The following is a 16,729-nucleotide window of genomic DNA, read 5'->3' on the forward strand; positions in this document are numbered from 1 at the left end:
TAATAATGAGGTAAAACAGGTATTTTTAGGCTGAATATATAGGCTTAAAAAGGCAAACCCGGGGAACTGAAACATCTAAGTACCCGGAGGAAAGGAAATCAATATGATACTCCCCTAGTAGCGGCGAGCGAACGGGGACCAGCCGAGCCATGAGTGTGATTAGAATGCGTTGGAATGCGCAACCAAAGTGGGTGATAGTCCCGTATAAGAAGCATGATTGGACGTATTAAGTAGGGCGGGACACGTGAAATCCTGTCTGAAGATCGGAGGACCACCTTCGAAGGCTAAGTACTCCTTACTGACCGATAGTGAACCAGTACCGTGAGGGAAAGGTGAAAAGCACCCCGACGAGGGGAGTGAAACAGTACCTGAAACCGAACGCCTACAATCAGTTGGAGCATCCTTGCGATGTGACAGCGTACCTTTTGTATAATGGGTCATCGACTTGGTCTCACGAGCAAGCTTAAGCCGTTAGGTGTAGGCGCAGCGAAAGCGAGTCTTAATAGGGCGTCGAGTTCGTGGGATCAGACCCGAAACCGAGTGATCTAGGCATGGCCAGGTTGAAGATAAGGTAACACTTATTGGAGGACCGAACCCACATCTGTTGAAAAAGATCGGGATGAGCTGTGCCTAGGGGTGAAAGGCCAATCAAACTCGGAGATAGCTGGTTCTCTGCGAAATCTATTTAGGTAGAGCGTCGACCGAATACCCTCGGGGGTAGAGCACTGGATGGGTAATGGGGCCCCACAGGCTTACTGATCCTAACCAAACTCCGAATACCGAGGAGTACTAGTCGGCAGACACACGGCGAATGCTAACGTCCGTCGTGGAGAGGGAAACAACCCTAACCTACAGCTAAGGCCCCTAATTCATGGCTAAGTGGGAAAGCAGGTGAGACGACCAAAACAACCAGGAGGTTGGCTTAGAAGCAGCCATCCTTTAAAGATAGCGTAACAGCTCACTGGTCTAAATAAGTTGTCTTGCGGCGAAGATGTAACGGGGCTCAAGCCATGAGCCGAAGCTTAGGATGCATTTATTGCATGGTAGCAGAGCGTAGTGTGACATAGTTCCATGTGTCCTTATCGTCCTTCGGGACGTATTGGACACGCGGAGCTTTCTGTGAAGCCGGCGCGTGAGCGATCCGGTGGAGAGATCACTAGTGAGAATGATGACATGAGTAGCGACAAAGAGTGTGAGAGACACTCTCGCCGAAAGTCCAAGGGTTCCTGCTTAAAGCTAATCTGAGCAGGGTAAGCCGACCCCTAAGGCGAGGCCGAAAGGCGTAGTCGATGGGAACCAGGTTAATATTCCTGGGCCAGATGGAAGTGACGGATCTCAAAGGTAGTTCATCCTTATCGGATTGAATGGGCTGCTTAGAGGTCCCTGGAAATAGCTCCATCGCTAGATCGTACCCTAAACCGACACAGGTGGACAGGTAGAGAATACCAAGGCGCTTGAGAGAACTATGTTGAAGGAACTCGGCAAAATACCTCCGTAAGTTCGCGAGAAGGAGGCCCGGTTCCTAGGCAACTAGGGGCTGGGGGCACAAACCAGGGGGTGGCGACTGTTTATTAAAAACACAGGGCTCTGCGAAGTCGTAAGACGACGTATAGGGTCTGACGCCTGCCCGGTGCCTGAAGGTTAAAAGGAGGGGTGAGAGCTCTGAATTGAAGCCCAGGTAAACGGCGGCCGTAACTATAACGGTCCTAAGGTAGCGAAATTCCTTGTCGGGTAAGTTCCGACCTGCACGAATGGCGTAACGACTTCCCCGCTGTCTCCAACATAGACTCAGCGAAATTGAATTACCGGTCAAGATGCCGGTTACCCGCGGTTAGACGGAAAGACCCCGTGCACCTTTACTACAGCTTCACACTGGCATTAGGCCGAACATGTGCAGGATAGGTGGTGGGCTTTGAAACCGAGACGCCAGTCTCGGTGGAGCCTCCCTTGAGATACCACCCTTGTTCTGCTTGATGTCTAACCGCGGACCGTTATCCGGTTCCGGGACCCTGTGTGGCGGGTAGTTTGACTGGGGCGGTCGCCTCCTAAATCGTAACGGAGGCGCGCGAAGGTTGGCTCAGAGCGGTCGGAAATCGCTCGTTGAGTGCAATGGCAGAAGCCAGCCTGACTGCGAGACTGACAAGTCGAGCAGAGTCGAAAGACGGCCATAGTGATCCGGTGGTCCCAAGTGGGAGGGCCATCGCTCAACGGATAAAAGGTACGCCGGGGATAACAGGCTGATACTGCCCAAGAGTCCATATCGACGGCAGTGTTTGGCACCTCGATGTCGGCTCATCTCATCCTGGGGCTGGAGCAGGTCCCAAGGGTACGGCTGTTCGCCGTTTAAAGAGGTACGTGAGCTGGGTTTAGAACGTCGTGAGACAGTTCGGTCCCTATCTTCCGTGGGTGTAGGATACTTGAGAGGAGTTGCCCCTAGTACGAGAGGACCGGGGTGAACGATCCACTGGTGGACCAGTTGTTATGCCAATAGCAGTGCTGGGTAGCTATGATCGGACAGGATAACCGCTGAAGGCATCTAAGCGGGAAGCCCCCCTCAAAACAAGGTATCCCTGAGAGCCGAGGTAGACCACCTCGTCGATAGGCCAGAGATGTAAGCGTAGTAATACGTTCAGTTGACTGGTACTAATTGCTCGATAGGCTTGATTTGATCCAGTAGAAGCAAGACTGCTTAAGCTGGTCAAAAGCATACACATACAATCAGTCGTACATGACTTGGACAAACAACGCTTTGCGCTCCATGAAGACGGAGCGGGAACGGGCATCCTTCGGATACCCCGCTTCCCGCCGCCGCTGCTGCAGAGCAAAGCGCTGCAGGAATTTATTTGGTTTGGTGATCATAGCGCGAGCAAAACACCTGGTCCCATCCCGAACCCAGCCGTTAAGTGCCGTAGCGCCGATGGTACTGCGTCTTAAGACGTGGGAGAGTAGGTCATCGCCAAACCTAATAAGTTCCTGATAACAGTATCTCTCAATACGAGACAAAACACACAAAACCGCCGCAGCACAAAGCTGTGGCGGTTTTGCGTTTGGGGGGGGCGTAATCAAAGCCTTCTCTATACCCCGAGACTTACCCTCGAATTTAGGCTGAGCGCAAGGTAAGGGCGCTCCGAAGAATCTCAAGAAAAATCGAAACTCTATGTACGAATGCCCTTGCAGCTCCCGCACTATAAGTCTAAGTGAAGGGTATTGGCGCGGGATGGAGCAGCCCGGTAGCTCGTCAGGCTCATAACCTGAAGGTCGTAGGTTCAAATCCTACTCCCGCAACCAGCTTTAGCGAATGGGCCGCATCCGAAAGGGTAGCGGCCTTTTTGCTGTCCGAAAGGTCAACAGTTCCAGCAGCTTACCTTAGATGTCGCGCTCGTGATGTGCCTTCTGCTCGTCCCAGCTCACCACCACCGTGTCGATCGAAGTGTGGAGTTCGTCAGCAGCGGAGCCTGCCACTACCTCATCCGATAGCGTGCTTGCGAGATCAGCCACATAGGATCTGTAGAGGGCGGGCAGGTCTTCCGGCAGATCGATGGGAATGGGGACAAGTGCTTCCCGCTCGACCCTCAGTGCCTTCAGATCTGTATCCACCGCATTCAGCCGTTCGATCAGGGCCTCTGAAAAGGTGCCGCCCTCGACCGCGCGCACCAAGTTGGCGTGGGTCTTCTTCGTCTCCCGAATCCGGTCATCGTGCCGGCGCAGGGCTTCACCGGTCTCATGCTCTTGGGCGCGGATTTTTTCGACAAACTTCTTCCGAAAATCCTCATAGGCGGCGTCTTGCATCAGACCTGTGCGCAGACCGCTCAGGATGCTTTCGGCTGCGTCGGTCTCGGACAGGCCAGGCATACCTGTGCAGACAGACTTCCCCTTCTCCTTGTGGTTGGCGCAGTAGTAGCGGCACCGACTCCGGTGCGGCCCTTGGCTTCGGCCCGTGTGCGTTGGCCGTCAATTCCCTCTTGGCGTTCCTTGACCCTTCTCCAGAGTGCCTCATCGATGATCCGCAGTTCTGGCTTCTCTGTGATCAGCCAGTCTTCGGGCGGGTTGGGCTTGGAAACGCGTTTGCCGGTCTCAGGGTGTTTGGAATAGCGTTGCCGGTTCCAGATGTGCTGCCCAATATAGAGTTCGTTGTTGAGAATACCTGTGCCGCGGGTCCGGTGTCCGTAGATCGTATTGGCCCTCCAGTGACCACTGCCTGCGCCGCGCCCGCGCGGGGCAGGGACCGACGCCGCATTGAGATCGGCAGCGATCTGGCTCGGGGACTTGCCTGCAGCGTATTCTGTGAGGATGCGGCGCACGATAGTGGCTTCTTCGGGCTCAATCTCCATGACACTGCCATCTGACTTACCGTCGCGCTGAGGCAGCGCTTTCGAACGATACCCGTAGGCTCGCCCTCCAGTGTTCTTGCCGGCTTCTGCACGGCCGGTGAGGCCGCGGCGGGTCTTGTGTGACAGTTCTTCCAGAAATAGCTGGGCGAAAGTGCCGAGAATCCCGATATCGAAGATACCCAGCTTGCCACGATGAAGCTGGTGCATCTCCACATCGGCGTGCTGTGCTCGTTTGTAGAAAAGCATCAACACTTCAAGGTCGCGCGCCAACCTGTCCAGGTGTTCGAATAGGACGACGTCGCAACCGCCTCCGGCGACGAAGTCCTCCAACGCCTCTAAACCCGCACGACCGCGCGTCGCGCCGCTTATCGCCACATCTTGGAACACTTCCACCACGGTCCAACCGTCCTGTCGGTCCGCATGCTGTCGGCACTGTCGCACTTGGTCATCGATCGATGTCGGATTCTGCAGATCGGTCGAGTAGCGTGCATAGATAGCAACGCGGATGGGTTGTGTGGAGTGATGGACCTGTCGCAGTTTGATGCCGCTCCTTTGTTGCAGTAAATGCTATCAAAGGAGCGGCATCAAACTGCGACAGGTCCAGAGGGTTTGGAAAAGCAGAATGAAAAACTAAAACCGATACCCCTTTGAAACGCTGCAAACCTGTCCGAAAAAATGGGACCACTTCATCTATATCGCTGAAGATGATATTTGTCGTTGTGTGGACGTCTACGCCTGCGGTTAAGAGCGGTGTGCGGGGGAAGGCTTTGCGCATTTGGGGGCGCTGCCCCCGCAGCCTATGGCTGCTCCCCCGCGGGTATTTTTAAAAGGATGAAGGAAGAGTTAAAGGGCTTTGTAGCGAAGTAGGGTGACATGGGTGTCGCCGTATTTGCGGCTGTCGAGTTTCGTAAAGCTTTCGGGGGCGGTCATGGGGGCGCTTTCCTCCCATACAATCATTGCGTCGGGGGCGAGCCAGCCGCCATGCGCGGCGGCGGTGAGGGCTTTCTGACCCGTGGATTTGCCGTAGGGCGGGTCTAGGAAAACCAGATCAAAGGGGGACGCTGGGCAGGGGCCGAGTTTCGTGGCGTCCGTGCGGTTTAACGTGCAGGCCGCGCCGCAGTGCAGGGTTTCCATGTTTTGCGCGATCAGCCGTTGCCCGACCCGTCCGTTTTCAACAAAGCAGACTGTATCAGCGCCGCGCGAGAGGGCTTCGAAACCCAGAGCGCCCGTCCCGGCGAAAAGGTCGAGCACCCGAGCGTTTTCGATCACGTCATGGTGGGTGAGCATCGAAAAGAGGCTTTCGCGGACGCGGTCAGAGGTGGGGCGCAGATGCGCGGCGGTGTCGCCTTTGCCCAGTGAAGCGAGTGGTCGACCTCGGTATTTTCCGGCGATGATCCTCATTGTTTCAGAAGGGTTTTAAGGTCGGTTTTGGGGTCGGCCACCATGGCAGGGTCGGGCGATTTGCCCGCCTCAATGAGACGTTTGCCGACCATATAGCCGCGTGGGTCGTTCATCGCGTCCACTGCGAGAAGGGTGTTGCCCTTGTAGTACCAGAACGAGGTGCTGCTGTCATCGCGCCGGCTGACCACGCGGTCGTAGCCTGTGTTGAGGCCAGCGATCTGGAGTTTGACGTTGTATTGATCCGACCAGAACCACGGTTTTGCGACATAGTCCTTGCCTGCACCGACGATGTTCTCCGCGACACATTCGGCCTGATCGATCGCGTTCGGCACGCTTTCCAAACGAATGCGGCTGCCGCGATAGGGGAAGGAGGTGCAGTCCCCCGCGGCCCAGATATGGGGTGCGCTGCTGCGGCCTTGGGCATCGACTGCGATGCCGTTGTCGATGTCGAGCCCGGCGGCGCTGGCCAATGCCGTGTTGGGGTCGATGCCGACGCCGGTGATGACGAAATCGGTGGCGATCTCCGTGCCATCGCTGAGCCGGGCGCCGGTGACGTGGTCTTGGCCCAACAGCCCTTCCAAGCCCACCCCCTCGCGTAGTGTGACGCCGTGGTTTTCATGAAGCGCGCGGAAGAAGTCGCTGGTTTCGGGGGCGGCGACACGTTGGAGAATGCGGTCAGCCATTTCAATGAGCGTGACCTCCAGCCCCAGTTTGGCAGCGACTGCGGCGGCCTCAAGTCCGATATAGCCGCCGCCGACGATCAGCACCTTGGCCCCGGCGATGAAGCGCGGTGCCATGGCATCCACATCCGCAAGGTCGCGCACGGTGAAAACGCCGTCCAACGTGCCGCCGATGGCCGCGGGCAGGCGGCGTGGGGTGGAGCCCGTGGTGAGCACCAATTCGTCATATGAAAGGGGGCCGTTTGTCGTCGTGATGCTGCGCGCTGTCGGGTCAATTGCGGTGACAAGACAGTCAGTCATCAACGCGATGTCCTGATCGGCGTAGAAGGATTCAGGCCGTAGGAACAACCGCTCCAGCGCCATCTCGCCTAAGAGGTAGCCTTTGGACAGTGGGGGGCGTTGGTAGGGCAGGCAGGGCTCGGCACCGATGAGCGTGATCTTTCCGTCAAACCCGCTGTTGCGCAGTTTGGCCACGCAGGACGCGCCTGCCTGTCCGGCTCCGATCGCCACCACATGCTGCATCTGTTACCCCCGATTGATCTGGTCTCAAACCCGGTCAAAGCCTATATCTGGGGCCAAGACAACCACAATGACAGGAGAGGCAATCCATGACGATTTCACAAGGTGACACGCTGCCGGACGCAACGTTGGTGCAAATGGGCGCTGAGGGGCCAGAGCAGGTGCAACTGACCGATAAGGTCAAAGGGCGCAAAGTTGTGATCTTCGCGGTGCCAGGCGCTTTTACCCCGACCTGCCATTCGGCCCATGTGCCGAGCTTTGTGCGTACCAAGGATCAGTTTGACGCCAAAGGGGTGGACGAGGTGATCTGCGTATCGTGCAACGATCCCTTCGTGATGAAGGCATGGGGTGAGGCGACAGGCGCAACGGAGGCGGGGATCACCATGCTGGCCGATGCGAGCAGCGAGTTCACCCGCGCCATTGGTATGGATTTTGACGCTGCGCCTGCTGGGCTGGTCGGACGCTCCAAGCGCTATGCGATGCTGGTGGAGGATGGCAAAGTGGTGCTGTGGCAGCCCGAGGACAACCCCGGCGTTTGCGAGGTATCAGGCGGCGAGGCTCTGCTAGAGAATATGTAAAAAACGAGCGCCCGGCGCATGAGGCCGGGCGCTTGATTGCATGAGGCGGTGACTGCTGCCTTATTCGGCCGCCTGCACAATGGTGCGTGTGGGGAAGGGGATGTTAACGCCTCCTTCGTCCAGCGCCTCTTTGACCTTGCGGGTCATATCGGCCTTGAATCCAAAGTGGTCATCAGCGCTGCACCAGACCCGAACGAGGAAATCGACGGAACTGTCATTGAGGTTGGTCACCTGAATGAAGGGCTCGGGATCGGTATGGGCGCGGGGGTCGGCCATGATGGTGTTGCGGATGATCTCTTCGGCGGTTTTAAGGTTCGCGTCATAGCCCACGCCAAAGGTCCATTCCGCGCGGCGGGTGGGATTGACGGAGTAATTTGTGATGACGTTGCCCCAAACTTCGGAATTCGGCACAATGATCTGCACGTTGCTTAGATCAGCAAGGATCGTATAGTTCAGGTTGATCTGTTTGACCGTGCCCATTTCGTCCGCGATCTCGACGAAATCGCCGATCTTTATGGGGCGGAACAGGATTAACATGACGCCTGCCGCCACATTGGACAGTGTGCCCTGCAACGCCAGACCAATCGCCAGACCCGCCGCACCGATGACCGCCACGACCGAGGTTGTCTTGACCCCAAAGGTGTTGAGCACAAACAGGACCGTAAAGCCCAACACCACATAGCGCACGATGGAGGCGAGAAATTCAAACAGCATCTCGTCGAGATGTTTGTTGCGTCTGCCGAGGTTCTCGACCCTATTTTGCAACCAGCTTGAAATGATCCAGCCCAAAAGCAGGATCACGATCGCGCCAATCACCGACCCGACAGCGCTGACTAAAAACTCCAGCGTGAGCAGATCGGCGAGGGTTTTGCCTTGCCAAAGTTCGGTTGCAAACAAGTCTTCCATTCGGTCTCTCCGTCAGTCTTTCTCGGCCCCAAAGAGACCATCCATCTTGCGCGCCAGTTTCGCATCGAGCGAACTTAGCCCGTCCACGTCATGTGTGATGAGCGTCACCGTTACACGATTGTAAACGTTGCGCCATTCGGGATGGTGATTCCATTTTTCGGCCCAGATTGCCACCCGCGTCATCCAGCCAAAGGCATCGGTGAAATCATGGAACTTAAACGTCTTGTGAATGGCATCGCGGCCCTCGACCATTTCCCAGCCGGTATCAAACAGCGGTTGCAGGAGGGTCTTGCGGGTTTCTGGGCTCAATCTCTCGGTCATTCCTGTTCCTCGATCTTGGTTTTCTTGAAAGGGCCATAGTCCGTCAGAACGCTGATCTCTTCGTCCACAGCCTGCGCTTCGGCTTGCAGGTATTCCCCGACCGCAGCGGCAAAGCCCGGGTCGCGCATCCAGTGCAACGACCATGTGGGGGTTGGCAGATAGCCCCGCGCGAGCTTGTGTTCGCCCTGTGCGCCAGCTTCGACCCGGCCCAAGCCATGCGCGATGGCGAAGTCCATTGCCTGATAGTAGCACAGTTCGAAGTGCAAAAACGGGTGGTGTTCGGTGCAGCCCCAGTAGCGGCCATAGAGGGTATCGGCCCCGACGAAATTCAGCGCGCCCGCAACCCAGCGACCCTCCCGCTCGGCCAATACCAAAGCGATGTCATCGCGCAGGTCCTCTTGCGCGTGATCAAAGAATGCGCGTGTCAGATAGGGCGAGCCCCATTTTCGTGCGCCAGTATCTTGGTAGAACTGCCAAAAGGCGTCCCAATGTTCCGGTTCGATTTTGTCGCCGGTAAAGGTCTGGATGCTGCCGCCGAAGTCTTGCGCCTGTGCGCGTTCTTTGCGGATGTTCTTGCGTTTGCGCGAGGACAGGCTGGCAAGGAAGCCGTCGAAATCCGCATAGCCTTCGTTGCGCCAGTGAAACTGTTGGCTTTTGCGCGTCATCAGGCCGAAATCTTGCGCCCGCTCGGCTTCTTGGCCGGTACAAAAGGTTACGTGAAGCGAGGACAACGCATTGTTGTCAGTCAGTTGCACGGCACCTTGTATCAGTGCCGCCATGCCCGATTCCTCAAAACCGGGCCGTACCAAAAACCGCCGCCCGGTGGCAGGCGTATGGGGCACGGCGATCTGTAGCTTGGGGTAGTAGCGCCCGCCCGCGCGCTCATAGGCATGGGCCCAATTGTGGTCAAAGATATATTCGCCCTGACTGTGGGATTTGGCATACATCGGCGCGACGGCGATCACCTGACCGGCGATGCGGGCGACCAGATACTGCGGCTGCCATCCGGTGCCAGGGCCGACCGAGCCGCTGCGTTCCAAAGCAGAAAGGAAGCGATAGGTGGTGAAAGGATCACGCGGGCGGCCACCCTCTGCGGCCTCAGGGCAGGCGCAGGCGTCCCAGTCCGGCTGGCCGATCTGGGCCAGTTCCGGCACCACGGTAATCTCGATTTCTTGTGCGCTCATGGTACCTTGCCTGCTCTACGTCCTATGTGTGGCCGATGGATTGCGGATCAAGGGTGCTGTGGCAGATAGCCCTCAAAGGTGATGTTCTGCGCGACCTGCCGCGCGGTCTTTTCCTCAACGGGGCTGCGGATCGTCCAGCACAGCACGGCAGCGCCATTTGCTTTCAACTCGGCCACGCGGGGGCGGTTCAGATCATCGGCCTCATGGCTGATGAAACAAGCCCCACTGGCGGTGTAATCCGGGATATCCCGCAGACGGTCGCAGGTTTTCTTGGGCAGCGGCCAGTCGCCATAGCGATAGGCGCTGGTGGTGATCCCGCGTGGGATATCAGGTAAAAGACGCGCCAGTTCGGCAACGGAATGGGGGTTGAATGACATGACCGCCAACGGTCCGTCATAGCGCGAGATCAGGCCAGCGGCTGCGGTTTCAAGGACGCCAATATTTGGCCCCATGCCGCCGTCTTGATCCTTGAACTCGACCAGCAGGGGGACTTGCCCGGCCACAAGGTCCAGCACCTCGCACAAAGACGGTATCGTCTCATCACCACCCCGGAGCGGGATCGCGGCCAGTTCGGCTGCACTGCGCAGCCTGATCGCGCCTTTCTCGGAGGTCAGACGGTCCAATGCGTAATCGTGAAAGACCATCGCCTGCCCATCGGCGCTCAGTTGCAGGTCGATCTCAATGCCAAATCCCGCGTCAATCGCCGCGCGGATGGCCGCGCGGCTGTTTTCTGGCCGCCCTTTCGACAGGTCGTGCAACGCGCGGTGCGCCAGTGGTTGGCGCAGAAAGGCGGCGGGGAGGGTCATTCGATCTCGAAAACGCCTTCGATTTCAACCGCCACGCCCAGTGGCAGAGATGCCGCCGAAACAGCCGAGCGGGCATGACGGCCCACATCGCCGAGCGCTTCGACCATGAAATCAGACGCGCCGTTGATGACTTTGGGTTGGTCGGTGAAATCGGCGGTGGAGTTCACGAAGCCAGTCAGCTTGACCACCCGCTTAAGGCGGTCCAGATCACCATCGCAAGCGGCGCGGACCTGCGCCAGCAGGCTCAGCGCACAGGTTCGCGCGGCGGCAGCGCCTGCGTTCACATCCATATTATCGCCCAGACGTCCGGTGATCAGCCCGTCCGGCCCGTTGGAGATTTGGCCCGACACGTAAACCGTGTTGCCGGTAACCACAAAGGGCACATAGTTCGCCGCAGGGGCGGGGGCGTCGGGCAGGGTGATGCCAAGATCTGCAAGGCGGGCGGTCAGTGACATGAGGCTATTCCTTTACCTTCAAACGATGCCGCGACGCTAGCCGCCCCATCCGTAAAGGAAAAGCCCCCGGCGGACTGCGTTTAACTTTCCCGGAAGGCGCGAGCGAAGTAATCGGCCAGCGGTTTGACAAGATAGGCCATGGGGGAGCGTTCGCCCGTGCGGATAAAGGCCTCTACCGGCATGCCGGGCAAGAGGATCGTGCCTTCGGCGAGTTTGTCGGTCTCGCCGGGGTTCAGGGCGATTTCGGCGCGGTAATAGGGCTGCCCCGTGGCGTCATCCTCAATGGCGTCGGCAGAGACTTGCAGCACCCGGCCCACCAATTCGGGCGTGGTGCGTTGGTTGAGCGCCGAGAGACGCAGTTTGACGTCTTGCCCAACCGCCACCTGATCCACGTGGATCGTTTGCACCCGTGCGGCGATCACCAGCGGACGGTCTTGGGGGACAAGATACATCAGCGGCTCTGCCGCCCGCACGACCGAACGGGGGGTTTGCACCTGCATGGCATAGATCACTCCCGACACCGGCGCGCGGATGTCGAGCCGGTCAATCTCAGCCAGCAGGGCGCGGCGTTGTTCGGCCAGTTCCAATTCGCGGTAACGCAGGTCGCGCAGGCGGGTGATGGCTTCTTCGCGCCCCGCCGAGCCAAGCTTGAGCCGCTCAATGTCGATCTCGGTCACGCGTTCTTGCAGTTGCGCTTTTTGGGCCGACAATTCCCCGATCTGCCCGCTTAGCCGGGCCTGTTCACGCTGCAATGTCAACACGGCAGAGGATTGCGTTAACCCTCGGTCCAGCAAGGATTGTTGGTTGCGCAGTTCTTCTTCGATCAGTTCCAACTGCCGCGCCAGTGCGACTTCTTGTGAGGCGACGCCTTCGATCTGCGCCCCGATTTGCAGGCTGCGTTTGGCCAGTTGATCAAGCTCCTGCGCGACCGACACGCGGCGCGCGTCAAAGAGGTTGCGCTGGCCTTTCATCAGCTCCTGCACATCCGGATCGGCGGCACCGGCAGCGATGAGGTCTTTGTCATATTCGATGCTATCCGCCTCATCGCGTTGCGCTTCGAGCCGTCCGCGGCGGGCCATCAACTCAAAAAGCTGGCCTTCGACGATTGCCAATTCCGAGGTCAGTTGCTGCGCATCCAATTGCAGCAGCGTGTCGCCGGCCTGCACGCTGTCGCCCTCATCCACGAGGATCTCCGCCACAACGCCGCCGGTCTCATGCTGCACAATCTGACGGTTGCGGTCCACCTCGATCCGGCCCGAAGCGACGACCGCGCCTGCGATCTGGCTGGTCACCGCCCAAGTGCCAAAACCGCCGAAGAGCACCAGCAACCCGATGAAACCCAAAACGACCGGGCGGGTTGCCGACCAAGGATCACGATCCGCGCTCATACCACGCCCCCCGAATGGGCTGGAGCCTGTTGGATTTCCCGGTGGTTTTTCACCATGCCCGCAAGCACCTCGTCTTTGGGGCCAAAGGCCATACGCACCCCGCTGTCGAGCACCAAGAGCGTATCACATTCTTGAATGGCCGCTGGACGATGCGCCATGATCAGCACCGAGCGCCCATCGGACTTCATCTGCCGGATGGCGTGGTTCAGCGCTTGACTGCCGATGTTGTCGAGGTTCGAGTTCGGCTCATCCAGCACCACGATCACCGGATCATCATAAAGCGCGCGGGCCAATCCGATCCGCTGCATTTGCCCGCCCGACAGCCGCACCTGACCGGCGCGAATTTGCGTGTCATAACCGTCAGGCAGTTCCAAGATCATCTCATGCGCCGCGGCCATCTTGGCGGCTTTGACCACTTTAGCATCATCCGGCTCCGGCGACAGCCGCGCGATGTTTTCCGCAATCGTGCCGTCAAACAGTTGCACCCGTTGCGGCAGGTAGCCGATGTGGCGGCCGAGGGTTTCGGTGCCGTAATGCTCAAGCGCGGCGCCATCCAGCCGCACCGAGCCACCCGCGGGGGCCCAGACCCCGGTCAAAGTCCGCGCCAGCGTTGATTTGCCTGCGCCGGAGGGGCCGATCACGCCAACAGCTTGACCCGGCTCAACCTTAAAGGAGATGGATTTCAGTGCCGCCTGCTTTTCGCCCGGTGCCACGACGGTCAGCCCCTTAGCGGTGAGCCGCGCCTTTGGCTGGGGCAGGGCGGTGCGGGCCGGCTCGACCCCCACGGCGCCCAAAAGCTCTGCCAGATTGGCCCAGCCCAAACGCCCGCGCTGCACGACTGGCCATTGGTTCAATGCCAGTTCCACCGGGGCCAGCGCCCGGCCTAGCAGGATTGACCCTGCGATCATCGCGCCGGGGGTCATTTCATTTTTTAACACCAGCCACGCGCCCAGCCCCAACATGGCCGATTGCAAAAACAGCCGTAGCGTCTTGGTCATAGAGGCAAAGGTGCCGCCCACATCGGTGGCCCGCACCTGCTGCTCCAAGGCCCGGCCCCGCGCCTTTTGCCAACGGGCAAAGGCTGCGTCGCGCATCCCCATAGCCTGTACCATTTCCGCTTCAACGCGGATCTGATCAGACATCGCTCCAGCCACTTGCCCGGCGACCCCCGCTTCGGCTTGGCTTTCACGAGACAGCAGTTGATTGGCCACGGTGATGGCAACAAGCACCAAGGCGCCGATCACGGCGAGCCAGCCCAACAGGGGGTGAAACAGAAAGATCGCAGCAAAGAAAATCGGCGTCCAAGGCGCGTCAAAAGCGGCCATGAGAACCGGGGAGGTCATCAGCCGCTGCACCGCTTCAAGATCGGCCAACCCCGCACTGGTTTTCACATCCGGAGCCACGGCGGATTTGCGCACAACGGCATCAAACACCCGCCGATCAAGAGCCGCTTGGAACCGCGCACCGACGCGGGCCATAATCCGACCGCGGGTATAGTCCAACAGGCCCATCACGGTATAGAGAAAGACCACCAGCACGGAGAGCGCGATCAGCGTTTCCTCAGACCCGGACCCCAGCACGCGGTCATAGACCTGCAGCATATAGAGCGGTCCGGTCAGCATCAGCAGGTTAGCAAAGAGACTGAACAGCGCCACAGCCCAGTACAGCCCGCGACTGCGTTTGCGGACCTGACGGAGCTCTGCTGCGCCTCTTTTTACCACATCACTTTGCATCGGACCCTTTCGACTTTCGCCACAGCTTAAGTCCGCTGCGCGCACCCTGCGTCGTTAAAGGCATAATTGCTTTAACATCTCATTGCCAAGTTTCGTTTGCTTCCGCCACCCATGCTAGCGATCAAGAGGGTTCGGCGCGGGGGCTCTTGCGCCGCTGCCGCTGCTGCCGCCGCCAAAGATATCGCGCAGCACGCGGTCGATCACATTGTCAGCACCGCCGCCTCGGTTGCCGCCCGGTTGAGGCTGGGGTTGTGGCGTAGGCGGGGCAGGTTGAGCCTCGCCAAAATCGCTCCGCGGTGCGGGGGCCATCATCGGCAGATCCTTGATCGGCAAGCCTTCATGCACGCGGCTCATGGTCTCGCGCCAGACTTCGGCAGGCAATCCGCCCCCGGTGACCCCTGTCAGCGGGGTGTTGTCGTCATAGCCCATCCAGACCCCGGCCACATAGTCGGCAGAAAAGCCTACGAACCAAGCATCTTTGTTGGCCGAGGTGGTGCCGGTTTTGCCCGCGAGTTGACGCCCGCCGAATTTGGCCCGCTGGCCGGTGCCTTCGGAGATCACCTTTTCCATCATATAGACCAACTGCCGCGCGGCGTCTTCTTGAATGACCCGCTCGTTGATGCCGCCGCCAGTGCCCATCAGAGGCTCTGTTTCCCCCAAAAGGCGCAGATCGATCAGACCATAGGGCGTAACAGAAGAGCCACCGTTAAGGATACCGGCATAGGCGCCCGTCATCTCAAGCAGCGTGCTCTCCGACGCGCCAAGTGCGAGAGCCGGACCCGCAGCGAGATCGCTCTTGATGCCGAACTGTGTGGCCACTGTGCTCACAGTTTCCCGCCCCACGCTTTCAGAGACTTTGACCGCTGGAATGTTCAACGAATTCTTTAGCGCATCTGTCAGCGTCACCGGGCCTTTGAAGTTTTTGGTGTAGTTCTTGGGGCACCATTCACCAGAGCCGGGGATATTAATGCAGTAGGGCTCATCCACGATGATATCATTGGGCGAATAGCCCAGATCGAGCGCTGCCGCATAGATGAAGGGTTTGAAGGCGGAGCCGGTCTGACGCATTGCCTGCGTGGCACGGTTGAATGCCCCCGCGACCTTGGTCTTGCGCCCGCCGACCAAGGCCCGCACCGCCCCGTCTGCGGACATGACGACGATCGCCGCCTGCGCCTTGGAACCCGGTTTGACCTTGTTCTCAAAAACGTACTTCAGCCCCTCTTCGGCAGCGCGTTGAATGCGCTGGTCGAGGGTGGTTTTGATGATGACGTCTTCGGTGGTGTTGCGGGTAAAGAACTCCGGCCCCGACGACATCACCCAATCTGCGAAATAGCCGCCTGCTTCGGCTTCCGCTGCCTCAGAGAGTTGTGCCGGGTTGGCGATGGCATCTTCTGCTTGGGCGGCTGTCAGATAGCCCTGTTCCTCCATCAGGCGGATCACGGTGGCAGCGCGGTTTTGGGAACGGTCGAGGTTGTTGGTGGGTGACAAAGTGGTAGGCGCGGTCAGCAGACCGGCCAGCATCGCCCCTTCGGCGGGGGAGAGCGCCGAAGACGGTTTGCCAAAGAACCGCTGCGCTGCGGCTTCGGCCCCATAGGCACCGCCGCCCATATAGGCGCGGTTCAGATAGACCGACAGGATGTCGTTCTTGGTGTATTTCAGCTCCATCGCGATGGCGAACAGCGCTTCCTTGGCCTTGCGCCCTAGCGATGAACGGCGGCAATCGGCTTCGTATTCCTTTTCCGTCAGGCCAGAGCTTGGGTCATAAGGCTCGCCCAGGCAGAGCAGCTTGGCCGTCTGTTGGGTGATGGTCGACCCCCCATGCCCCTGCAACGGGCCACGCCCTTCGCTCAGGTTGATGCGCACCGCCGAGGCGATGCCGCGTGGGCTGACGCCAAGGTGATTGTAAAAGCGTTTGTCCTCGGTCGCGATAACCGCGTTCCGCAGGTGTTTGGAAACAGAATCCGCCGTGACCACACCGCCGAACTGATCGCCGCGCCACGCAAACACATCGCCTTCGCGGTCCAGCAAGGTGACAGAACCACGGGCGCGCCCGTCGAGCAGATTTTCCAGCGGAGGAATGGTTGTATAGGTATAGCCAACCGCCAAAGCGAGCGCGAGAGCGGCCACTAGGCCAAGCCGCCAGGTGATCGTCCAGATCAGCCGCCAGAACCAACGCGCCACAGCCGAGAAGAACCCCAAGATACCGCCACGCCGGGGCCGTCTGCTCCGGGTTGCCTTGCGCCGCGCGGGTGCGGCTTTACGCTTTTGGGTGTTGGCCTGCTTGCGCGGTTTGGGTTTGGCCTTACCCGCATAGCGTTTGTCAGCCACCAAGGGACGTTTGCGCTTGGATTTGTCACTCATAAATTCGCTGCCCGGCCTATTTTTGTCGTCATCTTAAACTGCCTGCGCCCGATTGTTTAGCGCCGC

Annotated in this window: 14 protein-coding genes, 1 tRNA gene and 2 rRNA genes; 4 read left to right on the top strand and 13 right to left on the bottom strand. The window is 59.0% G+C overall.

The window, feature by feature from the left end; all coding sequences use genetic code 11:
- Nucleotides 1-2,668: ribosomal RNA gene (locus HTT03_RS08105) — 23S ribosomal RNA — on the top strand; the annotation flags it as partial.
- Nucleotides 2,669-2,718: 50 nt separating this feature from the next.
- On the opposite strand, the gene HTT03_RS08110 is transcribed toward HTT03_RS08105, so the two are convergent.
- The gene (locus HTT03_RS08110) at nucleotides 2,719-2,859 is read right to left on the bottom strand and encodes a hypothetical protein (protein WP_174858001.1); all 141 of its coding nucleotides are present in this window, start codon (nucleotides 2,857-2,859) and stop codon (nucleotides 2,719-2,721) included.
- On the opposite strand from HTT03_RS08110, the gene rrf reads away from it, so the two are divergent.
- Nucleotides 2,848-2,962: ribosomal RNA gene (rrf, locus tag HTT03_RS08115) — 5S ribosomal RNA — on the top strand. The genes HTT03_RS08110 and rrf overlap by 12 nt on opposite strands.
- 249 nt (nucleotides 2,963-3,211) lie before the next feature.
- Nucleotides 3,212-3,288: transfer RNA gene (locus HTT03_RS08120), tRNA-Met, on the top strand.
- 78 nt (nucleotides 3,289-3,366) lie between these two features.
- On the opposite strand, the gene HTT03_RS18690 is transcribed toward HTT03_RS08120, so the two are convergent.
- From HTT03_RS18690 to HTT03_RS08135, 4 genes are all read right to left on the bottom strand, one after another.
- Nucleotides 3,367-3,852 (bottom strand): M15 family metallopeptidase domain-containing protein, encoded by a 486-nt coding sequence (locus HTT03_RS18690; protein WP_246253395.1) that lies wholly within the window; start codon nucleotides 3,850-3,852, stop codon nucleotides 3,367-3,369.
- Nucleotides 3,810-4,772 (bottom strand): recombinase family protein, encoded by a 963-nt coding sequence (locus HTT03_RS18695; protein WP_343035747.1) that lies wholly within the window; start codon nucleotides 4,770-4,772, stop codon nucleotides 3,810-3,812. The genes HTT03_RS18690 and HTT03_RS18695 overlap by 43 nt, the downstream gene beginning before the upstream one ends.
- A 402-nt stretch (nucleotides 4,773-5,174) precedes the next feature.
- Nucleotides 5,175-5,732: a 16S rRNA (guanine(966)-N(2))-methyltransferase RsmD gene (gene rsmD / locus HTT03_RS08130; RefSeq protein ID WP_174859350.1), complete on the bottom strand. Its 558-nt coding sequence runs from the start codon at nucleotides 5,730-5,732 to the stop codon at nucleotides 5,175-5,177.
- Entirely contained in the window at nucleotides 5,729-6,934 is a 1,206-nt protein-coding gene (locus HTT03_RS08135) for an NAD(P)/FAD-dependent oxidoreductase (RefSeq protein WP_174859351.1), read from the bottom strand. Before HTT03_RS08135 ends, rsmD begins: the two co-directional genes overlap by 4 nt.
- 86 nt (nucleotides 6,935-7,020) lie before the next feature.
- On the opposite strand from HTT03_RS08135, the gene HTT03_RS08140 reads away from it, so the two are divergent.
- A complete protein-coding gene (locus HTT03_RS08140; RefSeq protein WP_174859352.1) occupies nucleotides 7,021-7,509 on the top strand; it encodes a peroxiredoxin in 489 nt (162 codons plus the stop codon).
- Between the two features lie 60 nt (nucleotides 7,510-7,569).
- Here the strand turns inward: HTT03_RS08140 and HTT03_RS08145 are convergent, their stop codons facing one another.
- The 8 genes from HTT03_RS08145 to HTT03_RS08180 form a co-directional block, all read right to left on the bottom strand.
- Nucleotides 7,570-8,415, bottom strand: a complete 846-nt coding sequence (locus HTT03_RS08145) for a mechanosensitive ion channel family protein (RefSeq protein WP_174859353.1) — start codon at nucleotides 8,413-8,415, stop codon at nucleotides 7,570-7,572.
- Between the two features lie 12 nt (nucleotides 8,416-8,427).
- Nucleotides 8,428-8,736, bottom strand: a complete 309-nt coding sequence (locus HTT03_RS08150) for a 4a-hydroxytetrahydrobiopterin dehydratase (RefSeq protein WP_174859354.1) — start codon at nucleotides 8,734-8,736, stop codon at nucleotides 8,428-8,430.
- On the bottom strand, nucleotides 8,733-9,920 hold the full coding sequence (locus tag HTT03_RS08155) for a GNAT family N-acetyltransferase (RefSeq protein ID WP_174859355.1): 1,188 nt from the start codon (nucleotides 9,918-9,920) through the stop codon (nucleotides 8,733-8,735). The genes HTT03_RS08150 and HTT03_RS08155 overlap by 4 nt, the downstream gene beginning before the upstream one ends.
- Nucleotides 9,921-9,967: 47 nt before the next feature.
- Entirely contained in the window at nucleotides 9,968-10,726 is a 759-nt protein-coding gene (locus HTT03_RS08160) for a glycerophosphodiester phosphodiesterase family protein (protein WP_174859356.1), read from the bottom strand.
- On the bottom strand, nucleotides 10,723-11,181 hold the full coding sequence (locus tag HTT03_RS08165) for a RidA family protein (protein WP_174859357.1): 459 nt from the start codon (nucleotides 11,179-11,181) through the stop codon (nucleotides 10,723-10,725). Before HTT03_RS08165 ends, HTT03_RS08160 begins: the two co-directional genes overlap by 4 nt.
- 80 nt (nucleotides 11,182-11,261) lie before the next feature.
- Complete coding sequence (locus HTT03_RS08170; RefSeq protein ID WP_174859358.1) at nucleotides 11,262-12,569, bottom strand: HlyD family type I secretion periplasmic adaptor subunit; 1,308 nt, start codon at nucleotides 12,567-12,569, stop codon at nucleotides 11,262-11,264.
- Nucleotides 12,566-14,302 (bottom strand): type I secretion system permease/ATPase, encoded by a 1,737-nt coding sequence (locus HTT03_RS08175; protein ID WP_174859359.1) that lies wholly within the window; start codon nucleotides 14,300-14,302, stop codon nucleotides 12,566-12,568. Before HTT03_RS08175 ends, HTT03_RS08170 begins: the two co-directional genes overlap by 4 nt.
- A gap of 114 nt (nucleotides 14,303-14,416) precedes the next feature.
- Entirely contained in the window at nucleotides 14,417-16,663 is a 2,247-nt protein-coding gene (locus tag HTT03_RS08180) for a transglycosylase domain-containing protein (RefSeq protein ID WP_174859360.1), read from the bottom strand.
- Between the last annotated feature and the right edge of the window lie 66 nt (nucleotides 16,664-16,729).

It is taken from the genome of Sulfitobacter maritimus (assembly GCF_013346665.1).
GTDB lineage: Bacteria > Pseudomonadota > Alphaproteobacteria > Rhodobacterales > Rhodobacteraceae > Sulfitobacter > Sulfitobacter maritimus.